26 protein-coding genes are annotated in these 22,279 nt (G+C 72.7%); 16 read left to right on the forward strand and 10 right to left on the reverse strand.

Features of this window, described 5'->3' with window-relative positions; translation table 11 throughout:
• Positions 1-44: 44 nt before the first annotated feature.
• Together AB0F13_RS13570 and AB0F13_RS13575 are read right to left on the reverse strand one after the other, a co-directional pair.
• Positions 45-800 carry a hypothetical protein gene (locus AB0F13_RS13570; protein ID WP_362080039.1) on the reverse strand — a complete coding sequence of 252 codons (756 nt, stop codon included), beginning with the start codon at positions 798-800 and terminating at the stop codon, positions 45-47.
• Between the two features lie 225 nt (positions 801-1,025).
• Positions 1,026-1,850, reverse strand: coding sequence for a DUF1206 domain-containing protein (locus AB0F13_RS13575; protein WP_362080042.1), 825 nt, complete (start codon positions 1,848-1,850; stop codon positions 1,026-1,028).
• Positions 1,851-2,003: 153 nt separating this feature from the next.
• Here AB0F13_RS13575 and AB0F13_RS13580 point away from each other — a divergent pair, with 153 nt between their 5' ends.
• On the forward strand, positions 2,004-2,852 hold the full coding sequence (locus AB0F13_RS13580) for a hypothetical protein (protein ID WP_362080045.1): 849 nt from the start codon (positions 2,004-2,006) through the stop codon (positions 2,850-2,852).
• Positions 2,853-3,114: 262 nt separating this feature from the next.
• Here AB0F13_RS13580 and AB0F13_RS13585 read toward each other — a convergent pair whose 3' ends face one another.
• Positions 3,115-5,511 (reverse strand): phosphoketolase family protein, encoded by a 2,397-nt coding sequence (locus AB0F13_RS13585; RefSeq protein WP_362080048.1) that lies wholly within the window; start codon positions 5,509-5,511, stop codon positions 3,115-3,117.
• A 390-nt stretch (positions 5,512-5,901) separates the two neighbouring features.
• Here AB0F13_RS13585 and AB0F13_RS13590 point away from each other — a divergent pair, with 390 nt between their 5' ends.
• Positions 5,902-6,831 carry a hypothetical protein gene (locus AB0F13_RS13590; protein ID WP_362080051.1) on the forward strand — a complete coding sequence of 310 codons (930 nt, stop codon included), beginning with the start codon at positions 5,902-5,904 and terminating at the stop codon, positions 6,829-6,831.
• Positions 6,832-7,108: 277 nt separating this feature from the next.
• On the opposite strand, the gene AB0F13_RS13595 is transcribed toward AB0F13_RS13590, so the two are convergent.
• From AB0F13_RS13595 to AB0F13_RS13605, 3 genes are all read right to left on the reverse strand, one after another.
• Entirely contained in the window at positions 7,109-7,915 is an 807-nt protein-coding gene (locus AB0F13_RS13595; protein ID WP_362080054.1) for an SDR family oxidoreductase, read from the reverse strand.
• 124 nt (positions 7,916-8,039) lie between these two features.
• Positions 8,040-8,276 (reverse strand): hypothetical protein, encoded by a 237-nt coding sequence (locus AB0F13_RS13600; RefSeq protein ID WP_362080057.1) that lies wholly within the window; start codon positions 8,274-8,276, stop codon positions 8,040-8,042.
• A 169-nt stretch (positions 8,277-8,445) separates the two neighbouring features.
• The gene (locus AB0F13_RS13605) at positions 8,446-8,616 is read right to left on the reverse strand and encodes a hydrophobic protein (RefSeq protein ID WP_362080060.1); all 171 of its coding nucleotides are present in this window, start codon (positions 8,614-8,616) and stop codon (positions 8,446-8,448) included.
• 203 nt (positions 8,617-8,819) lie between these two features.
• On the opposite strand from AB0F13_RS13605, the gene gvpO reads away from it, so the two are divergent.
• Genes gvpO through AB0F13_RS13645 form a run of 8 tightly spaced genes read left to right on the forward strand, consistent with a single transcriptional unit; the run spans position 8,820 to position 12,236 of the window.
• Positions 8,820-9,119 carry a gas vesicle protein GvpO gene (gene gvpO, locus AB0F13_RS13610; protein WP_362080063.1) on the forward strand — a complete coding sequence of 100 codons (300 nt, stop codon included), beginning with the start codon at positions 8,820-8,822 and terminating at the stop codon, positions 9,117-9,119.
• A gap of 60 nt (positions 9,120-9,179) precedes the next feature.
• On the forward strand, positions 9,180-9,602 hold the full coding sequence (locus tag AB0F13_RS13615; RefSeq protein WP_362080066.1) for a gas vesicle structural protein GvpA: 423 nt from the start codon (positions 9,180-9,182) through the stop codon (positions 9,600-9,602).
• A complete protein-coding gene (locus AB0F13_RS13620; RefSeq protein ID WP_362080069.1) occupies positions 9,599-10,315 on the forward strand; it encodes a GvpL/GvpF family gas vesicle protein in 717 nt (238 codons plus the stop codon). Before AB0F13_RS13615 ends, AB0F13_RS13620 begins: the two co-directional genes overlap by 4 nt.
• Positions 10,312-10,527 carry a gas vesicle protein GvpG gene (locus tag AB0F13_RS13625; RefSeq protein ID WP_362080072.1) on the forward strand — a complete coding sequence of 72 codons (216 nt, stop codon included), beginning with the start codon at positions 10,312-10,314 and terminating at the stop codon, positions 10,525-10,527. The genes AB0F13_RS13620 and AB0F13_RS13625 overlap by 4 nt, the downstream gene beginning before the upstream one ends.
• A 44-nt stretch (positions 10,528-10,571) precedes the next feature.
• Positions 10,572-10,928 (forward strand): gas vesicle protein, encoded by a 357-nt coding sequence (locus AB0F13_RS13630; protein ID WP_362080275.1) that lies wholly within the window; start codon positions 10,572-10,574, stop codon positions 10,926-10,928.
• On the forward strand, positions 10,925-11,776 hold the full coding sequence (locus AB0F13_RS13635) for a GvpL/GvpF family gas vesicle protein (RefSeq protein ID WP_362080074.1): 852 nt from the start codon (positions 10,925-10,927) through the stop codon (positions 11,774-11,776). Before AB0F13_RS13630 ends, AB0F13_RS13635 begins: the two co-directional genes overlap by 4 nt.
• Positions 11,773-11,973: a gas vesicle protein gene (locus AB0F13_RS13640; protein WP_362080077.1), complete on the forward strand. Its 201-nt coding sequence runs from the start codon at positions 11,773-11,775 to the stop codon at positions 11,971-11,973. The genes AB0F13_RS13635 and AB0F13_RS13640 overlap by 4 nt, the downstream gene beginning before the upstream one ends.
• Entirely contained in the window at positions 11,970-12,236 is a 267-nt protein-coding gene (locus AB0F13_RS13645; protein WP_362080080.1) for a gas vesicle protein K, read from the forward strand. The genes AB0F13_RS13640 and AB0F13_RS13645 overlap by 4 nt, the downstream gene beginning before the upstream one ends.
• Positions 12,237-12,309: 73 nt before the next feature.
• On the opposite strand, the gene AB0F13_RS13650 is transcribed toward AB0F13_RS13645, so the two are convergent.
• The 4 genes from AB0F13_RS13650 to AB0F13_RS13665 form a co-directional block, all read right to left on the reverse strand.
• Positions 12,310-12,597: a dsRBD fold-containing protein gene (locus AB0F13_RS13650; protein ID WP_362080083.1), complete on the reverse strand. Its 288-nt coding sequence runs from the start codon at positions 12,595-12,597 to the stop codon at positions 12,310-12,312.
• Between the two features lie 27 nt (positions 12,598-12,624).
• Positions 12,625-12,894: a DUF1876 domain-containing protein gene (locus tag AB0F13_RS13655; RefSeq protein WP_362080278.1), complete on the reverse strand. Its 270-nt coding sequence runs from the start codon at positions 12,892-12,894 to the stop codon at positions 12,625-12,627.
• A gap of 9 nt (positions 12,895-12,903) precedes the next feature.
• On the reverse strand, positions 12,904-14,223 hold the full coding sequence (locus AB0F13_RS13660; protein WP_362080085.1) for an alpha/beta family hydrolase: 1,320 nt from the start codon (positions 14,221-14,223) through the stop codon (positions 12,904-12,906).
• Positions 14,224-14,340: 117 nt separating this feature from the next.
• Entirely contained in the window at positions 14,341-14,772 is a 432-nt protein-coding gene (locus tag AB0F13_RS13665) for an HIT domain-containing protein (RefSeq protein WP_362080088.1), read from the reverse strand.
• Between the two features lie 122 nt (positions 14,773-14,894).
• On the opposite strand from AB0F13_RS13665, the gene AB0F13_RS13670 reads away from it, so the two are divergent.
• From AB0F13_RS13670 to AB0F13_RS13695, 6 genes are all read left to right on the forward strand, one after another.
• A complete protein-coding gene (locus AB0F13_RS13670; protein ID WP_362080091.1) occupies positions 14,895-15,659 on the forward strand; it encodes a DUF72 domain-containing protein in 765 nt (254 codons plus the stop codon).
• A 111-nt stretch (positions 15,660-15,770) separates the two neighbouring features.
• The gene (locus AB0F13_RS13675; protein ID WP_362080094.1) at positions 15,771-16,094 is read left to right on the forward strand and encodes a plasmid stabilization protein; all 324 of its coding nucleotides are present in this window, start codon (positions 15,771-15,773) and stop codon (positions 16,092-16,094) included.
• Positions 16,095-16,205: 111 nt separating this feature from the next.
• A complete protein-coding gene (locus AB0F13_RS13680; RefSeq protein WP_362080097.1) occupies positions 16,206-17,435 on the forward strand; it encodes a cytochrome P450 in 1,230 nt (409 codons plus the stop codon).
• A gap of 152 nt (positions 17,436-17,587) precedes the next feature.
• Positions 17,588-19,093, forward strand: coding sequence for a glucose-6-phosphate dehydrogenase (gene zwf, locus AB0F13_RS13685; protein WP_362080100.1), 1,506 nt, complete (start codon positions 17,588-17,590; stop codon positions 19,091-19,093).
• Positions 19,090-19,833 carry a beta-phosphoglucomutase family hydrolase gene (locus AB0F13_RS13690; protein ID WP_362080103.1) on the forward strand — a complete coding sequence of 248 codons (744 nt, stop codon included), beginning with the start codon at positions 19,090-19,092 and terminating at the stop codon, positions 19,831-19,833. Before zwf ends, AB0F13_RS13690 begins: the two co-directional genes overlap by 4 nt.
• Complete coding sequence (locus AB0F13_RS13695; protein ID WP_362080106.1) at positions 19,830-22,208, forward strand: glycosyl hydrolase family 65 protein; 2,379 nt, start codon at positions 19,830-19,832, stop codon at positions 22,206-22,208. The genes AB0F13_RS13690 and AB0F13_RS13695 overlap by 4 nt, the downstream gene beginning before the upstream one ends.
• Positions 22,209-22,279: the final 71 nt, after the last annotated feature.

The following is a 22,279-nucleotide window of genomic DNA, read 5'->3' on the forward strand; positions in this document are numbered from 1 at the left end:
GTCCTTCACGTCCGTGGTACCGGCGTACCCTGCTGGGCCCGCCCTCAGGTGCCCACTCGTGCCCGGATGAAGGACATGCCGTAGGGGCTGCCCTGCACGACGTACTCACCCGTCACATAGGCCGCGTTCCCGCTGTGCCAGTACATGTAACCGATCAGCAGGGGCTCCTGCCTGTCCCAGTACGGACTCATCCGGACCCCCGCAAGAGGGTTGCGCTGCCGGTCGTAGCTCCATCGCCGCACCTCGGACTCCGCGACGTGGGCGTACCAGTCCGCCTTGCGGTCCAGGTCGGCCAGGTGGAACACGAACCGGCGCTCGCTGCCCGCGGAGGAGACATCGACGTCCAGCTGTGCCCTGCGCCCGTCGAGGCTGCCGGCGTAGCGGGCCCGGCCCACGGGTGCACCGCACCAGTCGTCGAAGCTCCCGAACGGCCGGTCCCGCACATAGGAAGGGCCCGTGGCCGAGCGGTGGAACGACATCGGGTACCGGCGGTTGCTCCGGTCGCTGACGCCCGACAGGACATCGGTGTCCCCGGTATGGATCAGCAAGGACGGCCAGAACAGCGTGGCGGCCCCGGACAGCGTGATGCTGCCGACCTCATGGCAGTTCCACGGGAGGCGCTCGCGGCTGCCGGTGAACGTCTCACCCCGGTCGATGTCGGTGAAGGTGAGGTAGAGCGTGCAGAGTGTGCCGGGCGCCTCCTGCGTCACGACGATCCTCAGCCGCGCCCTGCGCCCGTCGTACACCCCTTCCCAGGTGCCGTGAAAGGCGCGGACATCATGAAACTTTCTCCCTGCCACCGCCCACGCCGTACCGCCCGGGGCAAGGCCCCCGGCGGCGAGGGCGGTACCCACAGCGGACCTCAGGGCGGTACGGCGGGACATCGAGCGGTACTTCATCGGACCTCCCGGCTCTCCCGGCTCCTTCGCCTCTCCGGTGCGAAGAGGCGCGTCTCATCATGTGCGGGAGGGGCCGCACGGCACAGGCCCATTTGAGCCGCGGTGGGGGCATCTCATCGCGGGACGTCAGAGGTCCCGCCAGCGTGCCATCACGATGGAGAACAGCCCGAACAGCGCCAGACCCACCGCGACGACGGTCAGGAGCCAGGGGCCGGCCGGCGTCCCCGCGAAGGTGCGGAGCGTGTCGTCCAGCCCTTTGGCGTGCCCGGGGTCGTACGTGACGGCGGCCTGGACGGCGAAACCACCCGTGGCCGCGAACACCAGTCCCCGGCTGACTCCGCCACCCACGCCGAGGACGTCCACGGCCCTGCGCGTGGCCACCGTCATCCCCGCCGTTCTCAAGTGTCGGCGATAGGCCCGCACGGCCGCCCGCACCGTGATCCAGGCACCCGCGGCCGCCACGGCCGCCCCCGCACCGGCCACCAGGAGCTGCCCTCCCGGCCAGCCCAGTACCCGGGCGGTGACGTCCCGGGACTGCTCGTCGGTCGAGCCCGCGCCGCTGCCCCGCTCACCGGCCGCGAAGGCGATCACCGAAGCCGCGACAAGGGAGTAGAACACGCAGCGCGCCGCCGACTGCAGCCGCCTGTGGGCCTTGGTACCGTCCGGGCCCGCTGCTCCGAAGACCGCCTCCGACAGGCGCCACAGGGCCATGCCGATCAGTCCGATGCCCACCGCCCAGACCAGGGCCTGGCCGAACGGCTTGAGAGCCAGTTCCTGCACCGCCCCGCCGCGGTCGGCCTGCTCGCTGCCGTCGGCGAGTGCGATGCGCACCGCCAGTGTCCCGACGAGGAGGTAGATCACCCCCCGTGCCACCAGCCCGGCACGCGCCGCGGCGGCCGTCCCCGCGCCCCGCACCGCCCGTGCTTCGCCACCCTTGGGAAACGGTCTCATCGTGCCGCCTCTCACGTCGGCCCGCGTGCAGCCCTGGGAAGGACCGTCTGCCCCCGGGGCCCGGTGGGAAACGGCCTGGACGGGCTCGGCCCGGCGGCCGACACGCGCGTCCGGCCCACCCGGGCGCGTGCCCGGGGCCGTTACGGTGCGTGCATGGTGTTCGGCGTGGTCCTGGCGTTCTGCGCTGCCGTGTGCATGGGTACGGCCACCGTGCTGCAGGCGATGGGGGCGCGCATGACGGCGACCGGTGAGCCGTCGGCCGCCCGGCTGGGGACGTTGGTACCGACCCTGCGCCGGTGGCCGTTTCTGGCCGGTGTCGCCCTGGACACGCTCGGCTTCGTGGCCGAACTGGCGGCGCTGCGCTCGCTCCCGCTGTTCGTGGTGGAGGCGGCGCTCGCCTCGTCGCTGGCGGTCACCGCGGTGGTCGCGGCGGGCGTCCTGCGGATCCGGCTGCGGCGGGCGGAATGGTGCGCGGTCGCCGCGGTCTGCTGCGGGCTCGCCCTGCTGGCCGTCGCCGCGGGCCACGAGGGCACCGGCGAGGGCGACGCGGGGATGAGGCTGGTGGTCCTGTGCCTCTCCCTGGGGCTCGCCCTCCTGGGCTGGGCGGCGGCGGCCCGGCACGTGCTCCGCCGGCGCGCGGCGGTACTGGGCGCAGTCGCGGGCCTGAACTTCGGCCTGGTCGCCGTCGCCGTCCGCCTGCTGCCCGGCCTCGACGTGCGGCAACTGCTCACCGCGCCCTCCACCTACGCCGTGATCGCTTCCGGGCTCGTCGGTTACCTCCTGCTGATCGAAGCCCTCCGCTCCGGATCGGTCACCGCCGCGACGGCGGCCATGGTGATCGGCGAGACCGCCTGGCCCGCGGTGTTCGGAGTCGTGTGGCTCGGCGACACCACGCGCCGCGGCCTCGCACCGCTGGCCGCTGTGGGCTTCGCGGCCTCCGTCGCGGGCGCCCTCGCCCTGGCGCGGTTCGGCGAAGCGGAGCAGCACGCCGGCGCGACCTGATGGGCGCGCCCGCCTGTCGGAGCCCGGCACCGCCCGCCTTGGCGGCGGAGGCAGCTGACGCCTCGGCGAGCCGGCTGAGCAGCCGCTTGATGTCGGCCGCCGCCGGGCCGTAGTCGGCCGGATCGAAATCCCCGGCGGTGAAAGGGGCGGTGAGCTCGTCGAGACGCGGTGGGGCGGCACCGCCGCAACGGGCACGCCGATGGTTGCGGGCCGGTGAGGGATGCGAGGCATGCGCCCCCTCAACTGACCGCGCGCGTTCCTCTCACGTGGCGGACCAGGACCAGTCCACCACCTCCGGCAGATCCGTGCCGTGCTCCCTGACCCAGGCGTGGTGGCGGGTACGGGCGTCCTCCATGGCCTGGCGTACGGGCGCGGCGCGCACGGCGAGGGAGGGGACGCGGTCGATGACGTCCATGACGAGGCGGTAGCGGTCGAGATCGTTGCGGACGACCATGTCGAAGGGCGTGGTGGTGGTGCCGATCTCCTTGTAACCGCGTACGTGCAGGTTGGCGTGGCCGGTCCGCCGGTAGGCGAGGCGGTGGATCAGCCAGGGATAGCCGTGGTAGGCGAAGATCACGGGCTTGTCGGGGGTGAACAGCGCGTCGTATTCGGCGTCGGCCATGCCGTGCGGGTGTTCGCCGGCGGGCAGCAGCCTGGCCAGGTCGACGACGTTGACCACGCGCAGCGTCAGCTCCGGCAGATGGCGGCGGATGAGCTGGGCGGCGGCCAGGACCTCCTGGGTCGGAACGTCACCGGCGCAGGCGAGGACGACGTCGGGCTCCCGGGTGCCGTTGCCGGTGCCGGCCCAGGTCCAGATGCCGGCGCCGCGGGCACAGTGGGCGCGGGCCTGCTCCAGGTCGAGCCAGTCGAAGCAGGGCTGCTTGCCCGCGACGATGACGTTGACGTAGTCGCGGCTGCGCAGCACGTGGTCGGCGACGGAGAGCAGGGTGTTGGCGTCCGGCGGCAGATAGACCCGCACGGCCTCGGGGCTCTTGTTGAGGATGTGATCGATGAAGCCGGGGTCCTGGTGGGAGAAGCCGTTGTGGTCCTGGCGCCATACATGGGAGGTGAGCAGGTAGTTGAGGGAGGCGATGGGACGGCGCCAGGGCAGGCGACGGGTGACGCGCAGCCACTTGATGTGCTGGTTGACCATGGAGTCGACGATGTGGACGAACGCCTCGTAGCAGGAGAACAGTCCGTGCCGGCCGGTGAGCAGGTAACCCTCCAGCCAGCCCTGACAGGTGTGCTCGGAGAGGATCTCCATGACCCGGCCGTGCCGGTCCAGGTGCTCGTCGGTGGCGACGGTCGTGGCCTGCCAGGCCTTGCCGCTGGCCCGGTAGACGGCCTGGAGCCGGTTGGACGCGGTCTCGTCGGGGCCGACGAGACGGAAGTCGCGGCGTTCGCCGGTGGCCTCCATCACGTGTTCGAGCAGATCGCCCAGGACGGCGGTGGGTTCGTGCAGGGTGGCACCCGGCTTGTCGACCGGCACCGCGAAGCCCTCCAAGGGCGGCAGGGGCAGGTCGCGCAGCAGCAGGCCCCCGTTGGCGTGCGGTGTCGCGCCGAGCCTGCGGGAGCCGTCGGGTACGCAGGAGAGCACCTCCGGCCGGGGCCGGCCCTGCTCGTCGAAGAGTTCCTCCGGGCGGTAGGAGCGCAGCCATGCCTCCAGCTGCCGCAGATGCTCCGGGTTGTCGCGGACCGCGCCCAGCGGCACCTGGTGGGCCCGCCACGTCCCCTCGACCGGGAGGCCGTCGACCTCCCTGGGACCGGTCCAGCCCTTGGGCGTACGCAGCACGATCACGGGCCAGCGGGCGCGCTCGGAGATGCCCTCCTGCCGGGCGCTTCGCTGGATCAAGGCGATCCGGTCGAGCGCCGTGTCCATGGCGGCGGCCATGGCCCGGTGCACTGCCGCGGGATCCTCGCCCGCCACGTACAGGGGCTCGTGGCCGTAGCCGCGCAGCAGGTCGTCCAGCTCGGCCTCGGGGAGGCGGGCGAGGACGGCCGGGTTCGCGATCTTGTAGCCGTTCAGGTGCAGGATGGGCAGCACCGCACCGTCGTGGACCGGGTCGAGGAACTTGTTGGAGTGCCAGGACGTGGCCAGCGGCCCGGTCTCCGCCTCGCCGTCGCCGATGACGCACGCGACGAGGAGCCCCGGGTTGTCGAACGCGGCCCCGTAGGCGTGGGAGAGGGAGTAGCCCAGCTCCCCGCCCTCATGGATCGACCCGGGCGTCTCGGGTGCGACGTGGCTGGGCACGCCGCCGGGGAAGGAGAACTGCCGGAACAGCCGCGCCATGCCCGCCGCGTCCCGGCCGACGTCGGGGTAGGTCTCGCAGTACGTGCCGTCCAGCCAGGAGTTCGCCAGCACCGCCGGTCCGCCGTGACCGGGGCCCCAGACGCACAGCGCATCCAGTGCACGCCCCCGGACGACCCGGTTGAGATGCGTGTGGACGAGGTTGAGGCCGGGTGAGGTGCCCCAGTGGCCGAGCAGGCGCGGCTTGAGGTGCTCGGGGCGCAGCGGCTCTGTCAGCAGAGGGTTGCCCATCAGGTAGATCTGCCCGACGGCCAGATAGTTCGCGGCACGCCAGTGTGCGTCCAGCTCCCGCAGCTCCTTGTCGGTAGGACCGGTGGCCGGCGTCGGAGCCGGCGTCGTGACGTCCCGCATGACTGCCTCCGTAATGCCCGTGGGCCTTTCCCGTGACTTCGTTGTGTGGGCCCGGACTTCGTATGCGCCCAGGACTTGATATTCCCGCCCGCACTTCGCATCCGCCCTCAGCGCTTCGCATCTGCCCTCAGCGCTTCGCATCCGCCCTCAGCGCTTCGTATGCGCGCCCCGGACTTCGTTTCGCCCTCGTGGCCTCTTGCCGTCGCGGCTTCACCCAGCCTGGGCCCGACGCCCACTCCTCGCCAGGGAGCGACCGGAGGACGGCCGGCGCCACCGCGGTGGCCGACGAGGTGCGCGGGGCGGGCGGAAGCGGCAGACTCGTCGGTGCCGGGGCGTGGCGGTGGCGCCCGCCTCGCATCGAGTGCCGGCGCGGACCCGGGCGGAAAGGCCATGGACCTGGAGAGTGTCACGGACGAGCTCTACCGGCTGCGGCCGGAGGAGTTCACCGCTGCCCGCGACCGGCGGGCCGCCCAGGCCGTACGGGACGGCGACCGGCAACTGGCCAGCCACGTCAGGGCGCTGCGCCGGCCCACGCTGGCGGCCTGGGTGAGCAACCTCCTGGTACGGGAGCGCCCCGACGAGGCCGGCGCGCTGATCAGTCTTGGCGAGGGGCTGCGGGAGGCCCACCGGAACCTCGACGGCGGACAGCTGCGCGAGCTGAGCCGCAGACAGCGGGCCCTGGTGGCCTCCCTCTCCCGGCAGGCCGGCCGCCTCGCCGACGGGGCCGGGCACCCCGTGAGCGACGACGTGCTGCGCGAGGTCGAGGAAACCCTGCACGCCGTCCTGGCCGACCCCCGGGCGGCGCAGGAGTGGACCGAGGGACGGCTGTCCAGGCCGCTGACCGCGGTGAGCGGCTTCCCGGGGCTCGCCCCCGACGCCGCGGACCGCCTCGCGGCGGCCCCTTCCCCCTCCCCGCCCCGGCCCGCCCGTGGGCGGGGCACCGGAGCGCAGGTCTCCGACCTGACCGAGGCGCGTGAACGCCGCCGACGGGAACAGCGGCGCGAAAGGCTCGAGCGGGCACGGCGGCTGGCGGAGAAGGCCGGTAAGGAGATGAGTGCCCGGGAGGAGGAACTGGATCGCGTCCGGGAGGCGGCCGGCCGGGCGGACGAGGCGGAGCGGTCGGCGGTGCGACGGCTGGAGGAGCTGGCAACCGAACTCGGCGCGGCCGAGGACCGTCGGCGCACGGCCCGCGAAGAGGCGGAGGCTGCCCGCGACCGCCTGCAGGAAGCGGACCGCGCATGGCACGCGGCCCGGGAGGCGGCCGAGGCCGCGGAGGCAGAGGTGGCGGAGGCGGAAGCCGAGGGGGAGCGGCCGGGGTGAGTCCCCGGTGCCGGGCGCCCGGGCCGGGCTGGTGGTGGCTGGAGGCCGGTGCTCATTGCCGTGCGTGCGCGGTGGTGTGCCGCGCCGGTGGTCTGCCCACCGGGTCGAAGCGCTGGGGTTCGCTGCCGGGCCGGGCAGCGGGGTCCCGTCGCACGGGCCGAGCCGCCGGAGGAGGGGCGGGAACCGGCCGCACGAACGGGCGAACGGCCCGCCCCGCTGCCGGCCGGGCCGGTGAACGGCCGCCTCACCTGCCCCGACGAGAGGCCGGCCCGGTGCGTCACGGGCGGCGCCATGAGTCGTTCTCCAGGTGCGAACCGGCCTGCGGGCCCATGCGGAGCATGCCTCCGTCGACGCTCCAGGACGCGCCGGTGACATAGCTGGCCTCCGGCCCGCTGAGGAAAGCGATCACCGCCGCCACCTCGCGTGCGTCGCCCGGCCGGCCGAGCGGAACGCCGGGCCGGTGCTCGGCGAGCACATCGGTGTCCACCTGCCCGGTCATCGGCGTGGCGATCTCGCCGGGCGCGACGGCGTTGACGTTGATGCCGTGTTCGGCGAGCTCCAGCGCCATCACCTGGGTCAGCAGACCGAGGCCGCCCTTCGCCGCGCAGTAGGGCGCCGCGCCCACCCGGGGCTGGTGTTCGTGGACGCTGGTGACGTTGACGATCCTCCCGCCGTCGCCCTGACGGATCATGCGGCGGGCGGCGCGCTGCCCGCACAGCAGCGGACCGATGAGATCGACGTCGATCACCTGGCGGACGGTGTCGAGCTCCAGGTCCAGGAACGGTGTCGCCGTGCCGACGCCGGCGTTGTTGACCAGGACGTCGATGCGGCCGAGTTCCTCGGCGAGCCGGTCGACGCAGTCGGCGGCGTCCGGCAGCAGCGTGAGGTCCATCCGGTCGAGCGCGGCCCGTCGGCCGGCCGCTCGTACTTCGGCGGCGGTGCTCTCCGCGCCGGCGAGGTCGACATGCCAGGTGATGCCGATGTCCATGCCCTGCTCGGCCAGGCGTACGGCGGTGGCCCGGCCGATGCCCGAGTCCGCACCGGTGATCACGGCGACGCGCGGGGCGGTTTCCTGCTCGTACATGGGAAGTCCTCGTCTCCTGGGGTGCGCCGGGTGCCCGGTCCGCTGACGACGGATACCCGATCCGGCCGGCGCCGTCTCGCGGCTCCGGCCGGATCGGCGCACACGTCACCCGGCCGGCGCCGGCTCAGGCCGCATCGGCGTCACGGCCCGTGCCGTCCGGCGAGGGGCGGACGTGCGGCTCGGGGGAGGCGGACGGGGGCGGCTCGCGCGAGGGCGGTCCGGGCACGGCACGCAGGTGGCGGGCGGGCACGGCGTGACGCGGGGTGCCGGAACCTTTCTTCAGCAGGAGTTCCTCGTACTGGTCCAGCACGAGCACCAGGCACAGCAGCGCCGGCGGCAGGAGGAGGGCTACAGCGACCACGGGGGCTCCTTCCGTGAACGAACAGGGCACTGGAGCGGGTTGCCCTCCACGCCCGCCGCAAACGCGACAGGCCCCCGCCGGGACGTCTCCCCGGCGGGGGCCTGTCGATCCTGCTGCTGAGGAGCCGGGCCGCCGGGCGGTGGCCCGGCGGCCCGGAATCTCAGGGACCTCACCATCGGTACCAGCGGCCACGGCTGCCGCCGGTGCCGGCGGAGCGCATCACGAAGCCGAGCAGCCAGATCACGAGAACGGCCACGGCGACCCACCAAAGGATCTTGATGGCGAAACCCGCCCCGAAGAGGAGCAGCGCGAGCAGTAGAACGAGAAGAAGAGGAACCATAGTTATCAGCCTCCAACGGTACGGGTGCCCGGTAATTCGTCTCCTACGCTTTCCCGTTCCCGGACCACCTGCCCGCCAGCCCTTCAAGGCCTGGCGCATTGTGCTCATTCAAGGGGCGCATTCGCATCGGCCGGACCCTCGGACGTTTGAGCCGGTGGCATCGGGTACCCGCTGGAACAAGGCCCGAGACCGATAGAGGCCCAATGACTGACTCAAAAGAAACGACAGACACACCCGACGAGCCCGCCCTCACGACACCGCAGGTTCTGCGTGCGGCCCAGGAACAGTTCGCCGAACTGACGGGCCGGCGTCCCGAAGGCGTCTCCCGGTTCGAGCGGACCGAGGAGGGCTGGCTGCTGGAGGCCGAGGTGGTGGAGATCGCCCGCGTCCCCGAGACGATGAGCGTCATGGCGCTCTACGAGGTGACTCTCGACATCGAGGGCCTGCTCACCGGCTACCGCCGTGTGCGGCGTTACGAGCGCGGCAGGACCGGTTCCCGCTGACGCCCGGCAGACCGCGCGGGCCCGGCAGGCTCGTCGGAAGATGAGGGGAAGCTGTCCGAGATGAGCGTTGTCCCTGTACAGCAGGGCGGCGGAGCAGGCGGCACCAGCGGCCTGTACGACGTCCTTGAACTCGTTCTCGACCGCGGACTGGTGATCGACGCGTTCGTGCGTGTCTCACTCGTCGGCATCGAGATCCTGAAGATCGATGTCCGTGTCGTGGTCGCCAGCGTCGACACCTACCTGCGCTTCGCCGAGGCGTGCAACCGCCTGGACCTGGAGGCCGGCCCGCACCGGAGTGCCGGCCTGCCCGACCTCGTCGGCGACGTGACCGAGGGCGGGGCCCGCGGCAAGACCAAGGGCGCCCTCTCCGGAGCCGCGCAGACGGTCTCCGAAGCGATCCAGCAGGTGCGCGGCAAGGGCGAGGGCCAGCCAAGCGGTGCCCGCCGCTCCACCACCTCCCGCAAGAAGGAGGAGAGCGAGTGACCACCTACGTCTACGGCATCACCCGTGCCGGTCGCACGGAACTGCCCCGAGGACTCACCGGAATCGGCGACCCGCCCTTCCCTGTGCGTACGGTGAGGGGAGCGGGCCTGTCGGCGGTGGTCAGCGACTGCCCGGAGGAACTACGGCCCAAGCGGCGCGATCTGCTCGCCCACCAGCGCGTCGTGACCGAGATCGGGCGCCGGGCACCCGTCCTGCCCATGCGCTTCGGCAGCGTCTCCGACAGCGACGACAAGGTGCGCGACGTACTCTCGGAGCACTCCGGCCGGTACGGGGAACAGCTGGAACAGCTCACCGGACGCGTCGAGTACAACGTCAAGGCCGTGCACCGCGAGGACGCCGTCCTGCACCTGGTCCTCGCCGAGGACGCCGGGCTGCGCACGCTCGCCGAGGCCAACAGGGCAGCGGGCGGCGGCTCGTACGAACAGCGGCTGCGCTTCGGGGAGATGGTCGCGGAACGCGTGCGGAACCGTGAGGACCGTGATGCCGAGCTGGTCCGCGAGGCGCTGGCACCGCTGGCGGAGAAGGCCCGGACCGGGCCCGAGCATGCCGGCTGCTTCCTGAACCTGTCCTTCCTGGTCGACGATTCCGCCGCCGCGCGGCTGCTCGCCGAGACCGGCAGGCTCGAGAAGGAGCACCCGCACCTGGCCCTGACGGTGCACGGCCCGCTACCGCCCTACAGCTTCGTCGAATGATCGGCTTCGTCGGCTGGGTCCTCCGGCGCGTGCTCACCGAGGCCGAGCGCCTCTACTACGACCCGTCCGTCGTCCAGGGTGAGCTCAAGGCGCTGGAGGAACAGCTGACATCGGGTCGTATCGCCGAGGACGAGTTCGACCGGCGCGAGGACGAGCTCCTGGAGCGCCTGGCCGGGATCCGGCAATGGACCGACGGGAACGGGGCGGTATGAACGGCGGTATGAACGGCGGCCTGAACGGCGGCATCAGCGAACGAATGGCGCCCGCGCGCACGGACGGTTCGGCCAACCTCGCCGACATCCTGGAGAGGGTGCTCGACAAGGGCATCGTGATCGCGGGCGATATCCGCGTCAACCTGCTTGACATCGAACTGCTCACCATCAAATTGCGATTGCTCGTCGTCTCCGTCGACAAGGCGAAGGAAATGGGCATCGACTGGTGGGAGAACGACCCCGCCCTCTCCTCCGGTGCCCGCAGGAGCGAACTCGGCTCCGGCCCGGGCGACGAAGGGCGATTGCCCGCACACGCCGCCGGACCGCAGGAACGGAAGGAAGCGAAGGAAGCGAAGGAAACGCAGCAAGCGCAGGAGGAACGGAAGGAGGGGCCCCGGTGAATACCGCGGAACACGCGGAAGACGCGGAACACGCGGAACAGCTGTACCTGTACATCTATGCCGTGACCCGGGACTCCGACGCGGTCACCGACGCCCTGGACAACGTCACGGGCGTCGCCGGTGAACCCGTGGGCGGTGTACGGCACCTGGGCCTCATGGCGCTCGCCGGGCCGGTGCCCGCGGCGGACTACGGCGAAGGGCGGCTGCCGGCGCGGCTGGAGAACCTCGACCGGCTCGAGCAGATCGCGCGCGCCCACCAAAGGGTGATCGACACGGTGACCGCCACCGGACCGTGCGTCCTGCCCCTGCGGCTGGCCACCGTCTTCCACGACGAGGCGGGCGTGCGCACCATGCTGGAGAGCCGGCGTTCGCTGCTCGGCTCGGCCCTCGACCGGCTGGACGGCCGGACCGAATGGGGGGTCAAGGTCCACGCGCTCCCCGCGGACGCACCGCCCGCACCGGCCCCCGGCGGCCCACGCACCGGTGCTCCGCGCGCGGCCATGTCCGGCCGCGACTACCTCCGGCGCCGCGTCACCGAACGGCACGCGCACGAGAAGGAGGCACGGCGCGTGGAGGAGGCCGCGCGCGGTGTGCACGCCACGCTCGCCGCCCTCGCCGAGGAGACCCGGCTCTACCCGCCGCAGAACCCCGAGCTCTCCCGCCACCCCGGCCACAACATCCTCAACGCCGCATACCTCGTGCGCCACGCGGACGGACCACGGTTCACCTCGGCCGTCGGCGAACTCGCCGACCGGGCCCCCGGCGACGGCATACGGGTCGAGCTGACCGGGCCGTGGGCCCCGTACTCCTTCGCCGGTGCGGGCACCTCTGCCATGGAGGCCCCATGACCGGCGACGGCCCGCTCCCGGAGCGCAGGATCGCCCTGGTCGACCTGCTCGACAGGCTGCTGGCGGGCGGCGTCGTGCTCACCGGCGACCTCACCCTGCGGATCGCCGACGTCGACCTCGTGCGCATCGACCTGCACGCGCTCATCAGCTCGGTCGACGCCGCCGTCCCCGTGCCCTGGCCGGAGGGAACCGCATGACGCGACGCATGGAACTCGACCAGGCCACCGTGGAACGTGACCTGGTCAGGCTGGTGCTCACCATCGTGGAGCTGCTGCGTCAGCTCATGGAACGACAGGCCGTGCGGCGCGTGGAGCGGGGCGACCTCACCGAGGAACAGGAGGAGCGCATCGGGCTGACCCTCATGCTGCTCGCACAGCGCACGGAGGAGCTGTGCTCCCGCTACGGGCTGACGCTCGAGGACCTCAACCTCGATCTCGGGCCGCTGGGCCCGCTGCTGTGACGGCGCGGACGGCACCGGCAGGCGACGGGCAGGCGACGGGGCGAGTGAGGCCGGGCCGCCAGTAGTACCCCTGTCACATCGACCAGCCATACACCGGCGACGTCCTGGGATCGGGGGCCGCGCCCCGCGCCTCGACGTCCTGCTCGGCGGTGTGCAGGAGCCGGCTGCCGAGGTCGCGCAGGGCCCGCCCCGCCGCGAACTCGTCGCCGATCTCCGGGGCGTCCTCGTCGCCCGGGGCGCGCCGGGCGGCTCCCGTGCCGGTGAGCGAGGTGGTCCCGGTGTCGAGGACCACGCGTGCCTCCGTCCTGTCGCCGTCCTCGACGAGCTGAAGGCGGACCTTCCATTCTGCTGTGTGCGACATGTGCTCGCTCCGCTCCTCGTGCGTCTCCTAGCGCGTCAGGTGCACCGGCTCGTGCATGACCTCCTGGATCTGGTCACCCGCCTTGTCGAGCAGCTGCTCGGCGAGGCCGTTGAGCGCGCGGGCCGCCGCGACCTCTTCGCCGACGCGCTGCTGGCGGCGGTCGTCGGGGTTGCGGTTGGCGATGCCCTGGGAGGTCATCTGCGAACCGTCGTGCATGCGCAGCCGCACGTCCGCCTGGGTGGTGGCGTCGATCTCGCGGAACTCCATCTCGATGTTGCAGTCGACGATCGTCTCCATGGTGATCACCTACAGACTGTCGCTCGGTGGGCTTGTGGGGGCGGATGCCGCCAGATGGGCGGTGAACCAGTCCCGCGCGAGGTCAGCGACGGCGTCCAGTGCTCCCGGTTCCTCGAACAGGTGGGTGGCGCCCGGCACGACGGCCAGCCGGTTCTCGCAGCGCAGCTGTTCGGCCGCCCGCCGGTTGAGATCGAGCACCGTCTCGTCGTGGCCGCCGACGATGAGCAGGGTCGGGGCCGTGACCTCGGCCAGGTGAGGGCCGGCGAGGTCGGGGCGGCCGCCGCGGGAGACCACGGCGGCGATGCCGTCCTGCGAGGCGGCCCACAGCGCGGCGGCGGCGCCCGTGCTGGCGCCGAAGTAGCAGATGGGCACGGTCTCGCGGCGGCGCAGCCAGCGCGTGACCTCGGTCAGCCTGCGCGCCAGGGGCTCGACGGCGAAGACGTTCGCCCGGTCGTTCTCCTCCAGCGGGGTGAGCAGGTCGAACAGGAGCGTGCCGAGCCCCGCCTCGTTGAGGGCCTCGGCCACCGCGCGGTTGCGGGGGCTGAGCCGGCTGCTGCCGCTGCCGTGCGCGAAGACCACGAGCCCGGGGGCGCCGGCCGGCATGGCCAGGTCTCCGGCGAGCGCGACGCGCCCCTCGTCCACCGGAAGCCGCAGGGAGCCGGCGTGGGCCTCGCCGCCACCGCCGCTCCCGGCCTCGGCGGCGTTTTGGCGCAGCAGCTCCACGACCTCCTCGTCCGAGGTCTGGGAGAAGTCGCGGTACCACTCGCCGACCGCGGAGAAGAGAGCCGGGGTGCTCAGGCAGACCAGCTCGTCCACCTCCTCGCGGAACGCCGCCGCGGCGTCCGGGGGCGCCACCGGCACGGCGAGCACCACGCGCGCCGCGCCCTGCGCCCGGGCGACCTGGCAGGCGGCCGACGCCGTGGCACCGGTCGCGATGCCGTCGTCGACGACGACCGCGGTACGTCCCTCCAACGGGATCCTCGGCTGGCCGGCGCGGAACCGCTCCGCGCGCCGGGCGAGCTCGCTCTCCTCGGCGCGCTCCACTTCGGCCAGGTCGTCCTCGCCGACCCGGCTCATGCGCACGATGTCGTTGCGGATGACCCGTACGCCGCCCTCGCCGATGGCACCGAACCCCAGCTCGCGGTGGTACGGCACGCCCAGCTTGCGCACGAGGATCACATCGAGCGGGGCGGCCAGCGCCCGGGCGACCTCGAAGGCAACCGGGACACCGCCGCGCGGCAGGCCGAGAACGACCGGATCCGCACCGCGCAGATGCCCCAGCCGCTCGGCCAGGCGCCGACCGGCGTCCACTCGGTCGTCGAACCGCATGATCCACCTCCGGCCCCGGGGCCGGCTCCGGGGGCCCCGGAAGACGGGAAAGCCGTATTTCCAATATGACGGGATTCGGGGTGATAGTCCATATAGGCCCGCCCGCCCGGCCCGGGGCTAGACGGCCTCCGGGCCGCCGTCCGCCAGGGCGTCCCGCACCCGTGCCGCCACCGCCGCGGCCTCCTCGTCACAGGCGTAGCGCGTGCGGGGCCAGAAGAAGCCGCGCAGCCCGTCCTTGGGGTTGCGCGGCACGACGTGCACATGGAAGTGCGGCACGGACTGACTGATCCGGTTGTTGGCGGCGACGAACGAGCCCGCCGCCCCCATGCCCCGCTCCACGGCCCCCGCGATCCGCTGCACCCGGGTGAAGAACGGCCCCACCTCCGCGGCGGGCAGATCGGTGAGCGTCTCGGCGTGCCGCCTCGGGACGACCAGCACATGGCCGGGAAAGAGGGGGCGGGCGTCCAGGAAGGCCACCACGGCCTCGTCCTCGAAGACCCGGTGGCCGGCCGTCTCGCCCGCCACGATCGCACAGAAGATGCAGTTCACAGCGCCAGTCAACCAAGCCGTGCCGGGCCGGGGCACCCCGCCGCCCGCACCGGCCCCCGCATCCGGCTGGAATCACACCGCCCCCGGTGAGCACCCCGGAGCCTGGGGGCAGGTATCACCCCATGCCCCTGCTCGTCGGAACCTCGGGATGGCAGTACAAGGACTGGCGCGGCGACCTCTACCCCGCCGACCTGCCGCAACGGCTGTGGCTGGAGGAATACGCCGGGCACTTCACGACGGTCGAGAACAACAACGCCTTCTATCAACTGCCGAAGCCCGAGACGTTCACCGACTGGCACGACCGTACCCCCGACGGGTTCGTGATGGCCGTCAAGGCCAGCCGGTTCCTCACCCACATCAAGAGGCTGCGCGACCCCGAGGAGCCCGTCCAGCGGCTCATGCGGCACGCGGCGGGCCTCGGGGACCGGCTGGGCCCCGTACTGCTGCAGTTGCCGCCCACGCTCCGGGCCGACGCGGGGATGCTGGACGCCGCGCTCGGCTGCTTCCCCGACACGGTGCGCGTGGCCGTCGAACCCCGGCACGAGTCGTGGTGGACGGACGACATCCGGGCCGTACTGGAACGCCGCGGCGCGGCGCTGTGCTGGGCGGACCACGACTCCCGGCCGGTGACCCCGCTGTGGCGCACGGCCGACTGGGGCTACGTGCGCTTCCACGCCGGCCGGGCCCGGCCGTGGCCGCGCTACGGCCGCCAGGCGCTCGCCACCTGGGCCGGGCGCGTCGCCGACACCTGGCCCGACCGGGCCGATGTGTACGCCTACTTCAACAACGACCCCGGCGGAGCGGCGGTCCACGACGCGGCGGCCTTCGCGCGAACGGCGGGCCGGCTGGGACGCACGGTCAGCCGGACACCCGGCGTGCGCGGCTGAGCCGGCTCCCATCGGCACGGCCACGCCCTGCGCCGCCGTGCCGCGCATGCCAGGCTGGGAGTGGGTAGCAGCAACGTAGAACAGCACGGCACGCAAGCGAAGGAGCGGCAGATGCCCAGGGGATCCAGCCCGAAGCGCGAGCGGCAGTACGAACACATCAGGGACAGCGCCCGCGAGCGCGGCGAGAGCGACAAGCGCGCCAAGGAGATCGCGAGCCGGACCGTCAACAAGGAGCGGGCCCGCTCGGGCGAGTCCAGGACGGCCAGCCGTAGTTCGCTGGAGGACATGTCCTCCTCCGAACGCGGTGGCCGGCGGTCGCACTCCGGAGCGCAGGGGCCCACGAGGGACCAGCTGTACAACGAGGCCAAGAAGAGGAACATCCACGGACGCTCCGACATGACCAAGGACGAGCTGAAGAAGGCACTGGGCCGCTGAGCGGCCGGCTGGCCGCCCCCGGCTTGTTGTAGGAACCACACAGGCCGGGCCCGTCAGCGCTGAACAGGACCCCACCGGCGGAAGCGATCCGCGATCGGTCAGGATGAGGGCGTGCCCGATCTCCTGAACCCCGCGGACCCCGGCTTCGCGCGCGACCCGTACCCCTACTACGCGCGGCTGCGCGCCCGGGGCCCCGCGGCGCGGGTGCAACTGGCCAACGGCACACACGCCTGGCTCGTCACCGGGTACGAGCAGGCGAGGGCGGTCCTGGCCGACGCGCGCTTCTCCAACGTGCCGCCGGCCGCAGCGGGCCGGCCCAAGCCGGACTCCCCGGCCCAGCGCGCCCGCGGGTGCCTGGCCCGTCACATGCTCAACTCCGACGCCCCCGACCACGTGCGGCTGCGCCGGCTGACCACCGCCGCGTTCACCCCGCGCCGCGTGGACGCGCTGCGCCCGCGCATCGAGCGGCTGGCTGACGGGCTGGTGGCGGAGCTCTCCGGCCGGCTGGAGCGGGAAGGCACCGCGGATCTGGTGGACGCCTTCGCCTTTCCGCTGCCGGTGCTGGTCATCGGCGAGGTGCTGGGCGTACCCGAGGCCGACCGGGCGGACCTGCGCGAGTGGACGTACCGGGTCGGATCGCCCGCCGACGCGCTCGCCCAGGGCGCGGTCGACGAGGCCTGGACCCGGCTCCACGCCTACTTCACCACCCTGATCGGGAACAAGCGCCGCGCCCCGGGGGACGACCTGTTCAGCGCGCTGGTGCACGACGCGAGCGAAGGCGGCCTCGACGACGGCGAGCTGCTGGCCATGGCGTTCCTGCTGCTGTTCGCGGGCTACGAGACGACCATGAACCTGCTCGCCTCGGCGTCGCTGCTGCTGCTCACCCACGCCGGCGAGGCCGCCGCCGCGCTGCGCGGCGGTGACGCGTACTGGGACGCCGTGACCGAGGAGACGCTGCGGCACGCGAGCCCCCTGGAGGGAACGACCTGGCGGCGTACCACCGAGCGCGTCGACCTCGGCGGCGGAACGGTCATACCGGCCGAGGACTCGGTCCTCGTCGTCCTCGCCGCCGCCAACCGCGACCCCGGCCACTTCCCGTCGCCCGACGACTTCCGGCCGGCCCGCTACCTGACCGGCGCCGGGCGCCCCGCCCCGCACCTGGCCTTCGGACACGGCCCGCACTTCTGCCTCGGCTCCCGCCTGGCCCGCCTCGAAGCGGCCGTCGCGCTGCCGCGCCTGTTCGGCGCCCTCCCCGGTATGGGCCTGGCGGCCGACCCGGCCGGTCTTCCCTACCGCCCGGGCCTGCTGGTGCGCGGCCCCCGCCGGCTGCCGGTCCGCTGACAGCACTCCCGGGCCGGCCGCTTCCGGCCGCAACGACCCGCACACCGCACCGCCACACCCCGGCCACCGGGCCGCCGCCCGCCCGCTGACCGGCGGCGGCCGAACGGGTGAAGCGAATCGCGCCCGGGCGGCGCCTGCCGGAAGGTGGGTGTGTGAAGGCCACCCAGACGCTGAAGGAGCGCGGACCGGGCCACCGGCGCGAGGGCGCGAAGAGCGCCACCCCGGACGACCACGTCGTCGTGCTGTTCGGTGCCACCGGCGACCTCGCCCGGCGCAAACTGCTCCCCGGCCTCCACCGCCTCGACCGGGCGGGCCTCATGCCACGCGACTACCGGATCGTCGGCTCGGCGCCCAGCGGGGCCGCACTCACCGACGAGGAGTTCCGCGCCCACGCCGGGGACGCCGTCCGCGAGTTCGGGAGCGGCGATCCCGCGGGCCGGGAGTGGGAGGCGTTCGCGGCCAGGCTGAGCTTCGGCGCCGCCGACCCCGAGGACCCGCAGCCGCTCCTGGCCGCCGTAGGCGCGGCGGAACGGGCCGTCGGCGGCAGCCCGCGCAGGCTGTTCCACCTCGCCGTGCCGCCGAGTGCCTTCGCCTCCGTCGTCGGGACGCTCGGCCGGACAGGGCTCGGCGACGGCGCCCGCGTCATCATCGAGAAGCCGTTCGGCACCGACCTGGCCTCGGCGCGCGCCCTCAACGAGACCGTCCACGCCGTCTTCGACGAGTCGCAGGTCTTCCGCATCGACCACTTCCTCGGCAAGGAGTCCGTCGACAATATCCTCGCCCTCCGCTTCGCCAACGGCCTCTTCGAGCCCGTCTGGAACCGCGACCACATCAGCCACGTCCAGATCGATGTGCCCGAGACCATCGGGATCGAGGGCCGCGCCGGATTCTTCGAGGAGACCGGAACCTTCCGGGACATGGTCGTCACACACCTCTTCCAGGTGCTCGGCTTCGTCGCCATGGAACCGCCGGTCTCGCTCGACGCCAAGGCCCTGCGGGACGAGAAGACCAAGGTCTTCCAGGCGATGAAGCCCCTCGACCCCGCCCGCGTCGTGCGCGGCCAGTACGAGGGCTACCGCGCCGAGCCCGGCGTCGACCCGCACTCGGACACCGAGACCTTCATCGCCCTGCGGGCCGAGATCGACAACTGGCGCTGGGCCGGCGTGCCCTTCCATCTGCGCTCCGGCAAGGCCCTCGGGCAGCGGCGCCAGGTCGTCACGCTCCACTTCGGACAACCACCGCTGAGCATGTTCCCCGACCGCCCCCGCACCGGCCGGGGCAACACGCTGGTCGTCGACTTCGACGACCCCGGCTGGATCGCCGCCTGCTTCCTGGCCAAGGAGCCCGGCCCGGCCATGCGCCTGGGCCCGGCACGGATGACCTTCCACTACGCGGACTCCGTGGAGCAGCGGCACGGACTGGAGGGCTACGAACGGCTGATCCTGGACGCCATGCTCGGTGACCAGGCCCTGTTCACCCGCGCCGACGGCATCGAGCGGCTCTGGGAGATCTCCGCCCCGCTCCTTCAGGCACCCGGGGAGGTGGAGCCGTACGCCGCCGGCTCATGGGGGCCCGCGAGCGCCCAGCAGCTCATCGCCCCCCACCACTGGTACCTGCCGGACATGGCTTCCGGCGATCAGGGAAGCGGGACACCATGACGACTCTCGGACTTCCCGACGCCATCCGCGCCTGCCTGTTCGACATGGACGGCGTGCTCACGCAGACGGCCACCGTGCACGCGGCGGCATGGAAGGAGACGTTCGACGCCTTCCTCCGCCGCCGCGACGGCGCGGGCTTCCGCCCGTTCGACGCGGTCACGGACTACGACGAATACGTCGACGGAATGCCCCGGGCCGACGGGGTGCGCTCCTTCCTCGCCTCACGCGGCATCCACCTGCCCGAGGGTGACGACGACGACCCGCCGGAAAGGGAGACCGTGCACGGCCTCGGCAACCGCAAGAACACGCTCGTCCTGCAGAAGATCAAGGAGATGGGCGTGCGTGCCTACCCCGGCTCCGTCCGCTACGCCGAGGCCGCCCGGGCCGCCGGCCTGCACCGCGCGGTGGTGTCCTCCAGCGCCAACTGCCACGACGTGCTCGTCGCGGCAGGCATCGACCGGCTCTTCGAGGTACGCATCGACGGGGTGGTCGCGGCGGAACAGCACCTGCCGGGCAAACCCCGGCCGGACACCTTCCTCGCCGCCGCCCACGCCCTGGGCGTACCACCGTCCCAGGCCGCGGTGTTCGAGGACGCCCTGGCCGGAATGGAGGCGGGACGGGCCGGGAAGTTCGGCTTCGTCGTCGGGGTGAACCGGGCCGGCCAGGCCGAGGCCCTGCGCCGCCACGGTGCGGACGTCGTCGTCGACGACCTCGCCGAACTGCTGGAGGAAGCGTCGTGATCACTCATCCGGCCTACCGGGTCGAACCCTGGTGCCTGCTCGAGACCGAACTCAACCTCGACGTGCTCTCCCAGAGCGAATCGGTCTTCGCCCTGTCCAACGGGCACGTCGGCTGGCGCGGCAACCTCGACGAGGGCGAGCCGCACGGCCTGCCCGGCACCTACCTCAACGGTGTGTACGAGTTCCGGCCCCTGCCGTACGCGGAGGCCGGCTACGGCTACCCGGAGTCCGGCCAGACCGTCATCAACGTCACCAACGGCAAGCTGATCCGCCTGCTGGTCGACGACGAGCCCTTCGACCTGCGCTACGGCAAGCTGCACAAGCACGAGCGGATCCTGGACTTCCGCACCGGGCTGCTGCACCGCACCGCGGAGTGGACCTCGCCGAGCGGGCGCAGCGTACGGGTCCGGTCGACCCGGCTGGTCTCCTTCTCCCAGCGCGCGGTGGCCGCCATCGCGTACGAGGTCGAGCCGCTGGACGGCGACGTACGCATCGTCATCCAGTCCGAGCTGGTCGCCAACGAACAACTGCCCCGCACCGCGGGCGATCCGCGGGCGGCCGCGCTGCTGGAGGCGCCGCTGGTCTCCGAGCAGCACGCCGCCCACGGCCCGCGGATCCGGCTGTTGCACCGCACCGACCGCAGCGGCCTGCGCCTGGGCGTGTCCGCCTCGCACGTCGTGGAGGGCGGCGAGAAGACCGAGATGTCCTCCGAGAGCAGCGAGGACCTGGCCCGCGTCACCATCACCTCGCGGCTGTGCTCCGGGCAGCGGCTGCGGGTGGAGAAGCTCGTGGCGCACGGCTGGTCGGCGATGCGCTCGACGCCGGCCGTGCACGACCAGGTCGACGCCGCCCTTGCGGGGGCGGTCAGCACCGGCTGGGACGGCCTGGTCGACGAACAGCGCCAGTACCTCGACAGCTTCTGGGCCCGGGCGGACGTGGAGGTGGACGGCGACGCGGAGATCCAGCAGGCCGCGCGGTTCGCCCTCTTCCACGTGCTGCAGGCGGGCGCCCGCGGAGAGGCGCGGGCCCTGCCCGCCAAGGGGCTGACAGGTCCCGGCTACGACGGCCACTGCTTCTGGGACACCGAGACGTTCGTCATGCCCGTCCTGACCTACACCGCGCCCCAGGCGGTGGAGCAGGCCCTGCGCTGGCGGTACAACACCCTGCCCGCCGCACGGGAACGCGCCCGTCAACTGGGCCTGCAGGGCGCCGCCTTCCCCTGGCGGACCATCAACGGCGACGAGTGCTCCGGGTACTGGCCGGCCGGGACGGCGGCGTTCCACATCAACGCCGACATCGCCGACGCGGTGGTGCGCTACATCCGCGCCACGTGCGACGACGGCTTCGAGCGCGAGGTCGGGCTGCCGCTGCTCGTGGAGACCGCCCGGCTGTGGCGCTCCCTGGGCCACCACGACCACCACGGCGACTTCCACATCGACGGCGTGACCGGCCCGGACGAGTACAGCGCCGTCTCGGACGACAACGTCTATACGAACCTGATGGCGCAGCACAATCTGCGCGAGGCCGCGGCCCTGGTGGAACGCCACCCGGACCTGGCCGCGGCGCTCGGCGTCGACGACGAGGAGACCGCCGCCTGGCGGGACGCCGCCACACGCATGACGCTGCCGTACAACCCCGAGCTGCAGGTGCATGAGCAGTCGGAGGGTTTCACCCGCCACCAGCTGTGGGACTTCGCCCACACCCAGGGCGACCAGTACCCCTTGATGCTGAACTTCCCCTACTTCGACCTCTACCGCAAACAGGTCGTCAAGCAGGCCGACCTCGTCCTCGCCATGTGCCTGCGCGGAGACGCCTTCACCGCGGAGGAGAAGGCCCGCAACTTCGCGTACTACGAGCAGCTGACGGTGCGTGACTCCTCACTGTCCGCCTGCGGCCAGGCCGTCATGGCCGCGGAGGTCGGCCACACCCGGCTGGCCTACGACTATCTGGGCGAAGCGGCGATGATGGACCTCTCCGACCTGGAGGGCAACACCCGCGACGGCATCCACATCGCCTCCCTCGCCGGTACGTGGTTCGCCCTCGTCATCGGCTTCGGTGGGCTGCGTGAGGACGACGGCCGGATCGGGTTCACTCCCCGCCTGCCCGAACAGCTGGGCCGCCTCGCCTTCACGGTGCAGTTCCGGCAGCAGCGCCTGCGGGTGGAGATCACCGGCAGGACGGCGACCTACACCCTGCTGGACGGCGAGTCCCTCGGCATCCGCCACTGCGGTGAGTGCCTGACGGTCTCGGCCGGCTCCCCGGAATCCCGCCAGGTGCCCGCCATCACCGCCGGTCACGCCCCCGAGCAGCCGGCCGGCCGCGGCCCGGCCCGCCGGGGCCGGGCAATCGGCCGCCCCGAGGACGCCTCCCGCTAGGGGGCCTGCCGTCGCCCGGGCGCGGCCGCGGACCCTGGCCGCGCAGTGCCCGGGACGGGATGCGACGATCG

The organism is Streptomyces sp. NPDC026206, from assembly GCF_040638465.1.
In the GTDB taxonomy this organism is placed as follows: Bacteria; Actinomycetota; Actinomycetes; order Streptomycetales; family Streptomycetaceae; genus Streptomyces.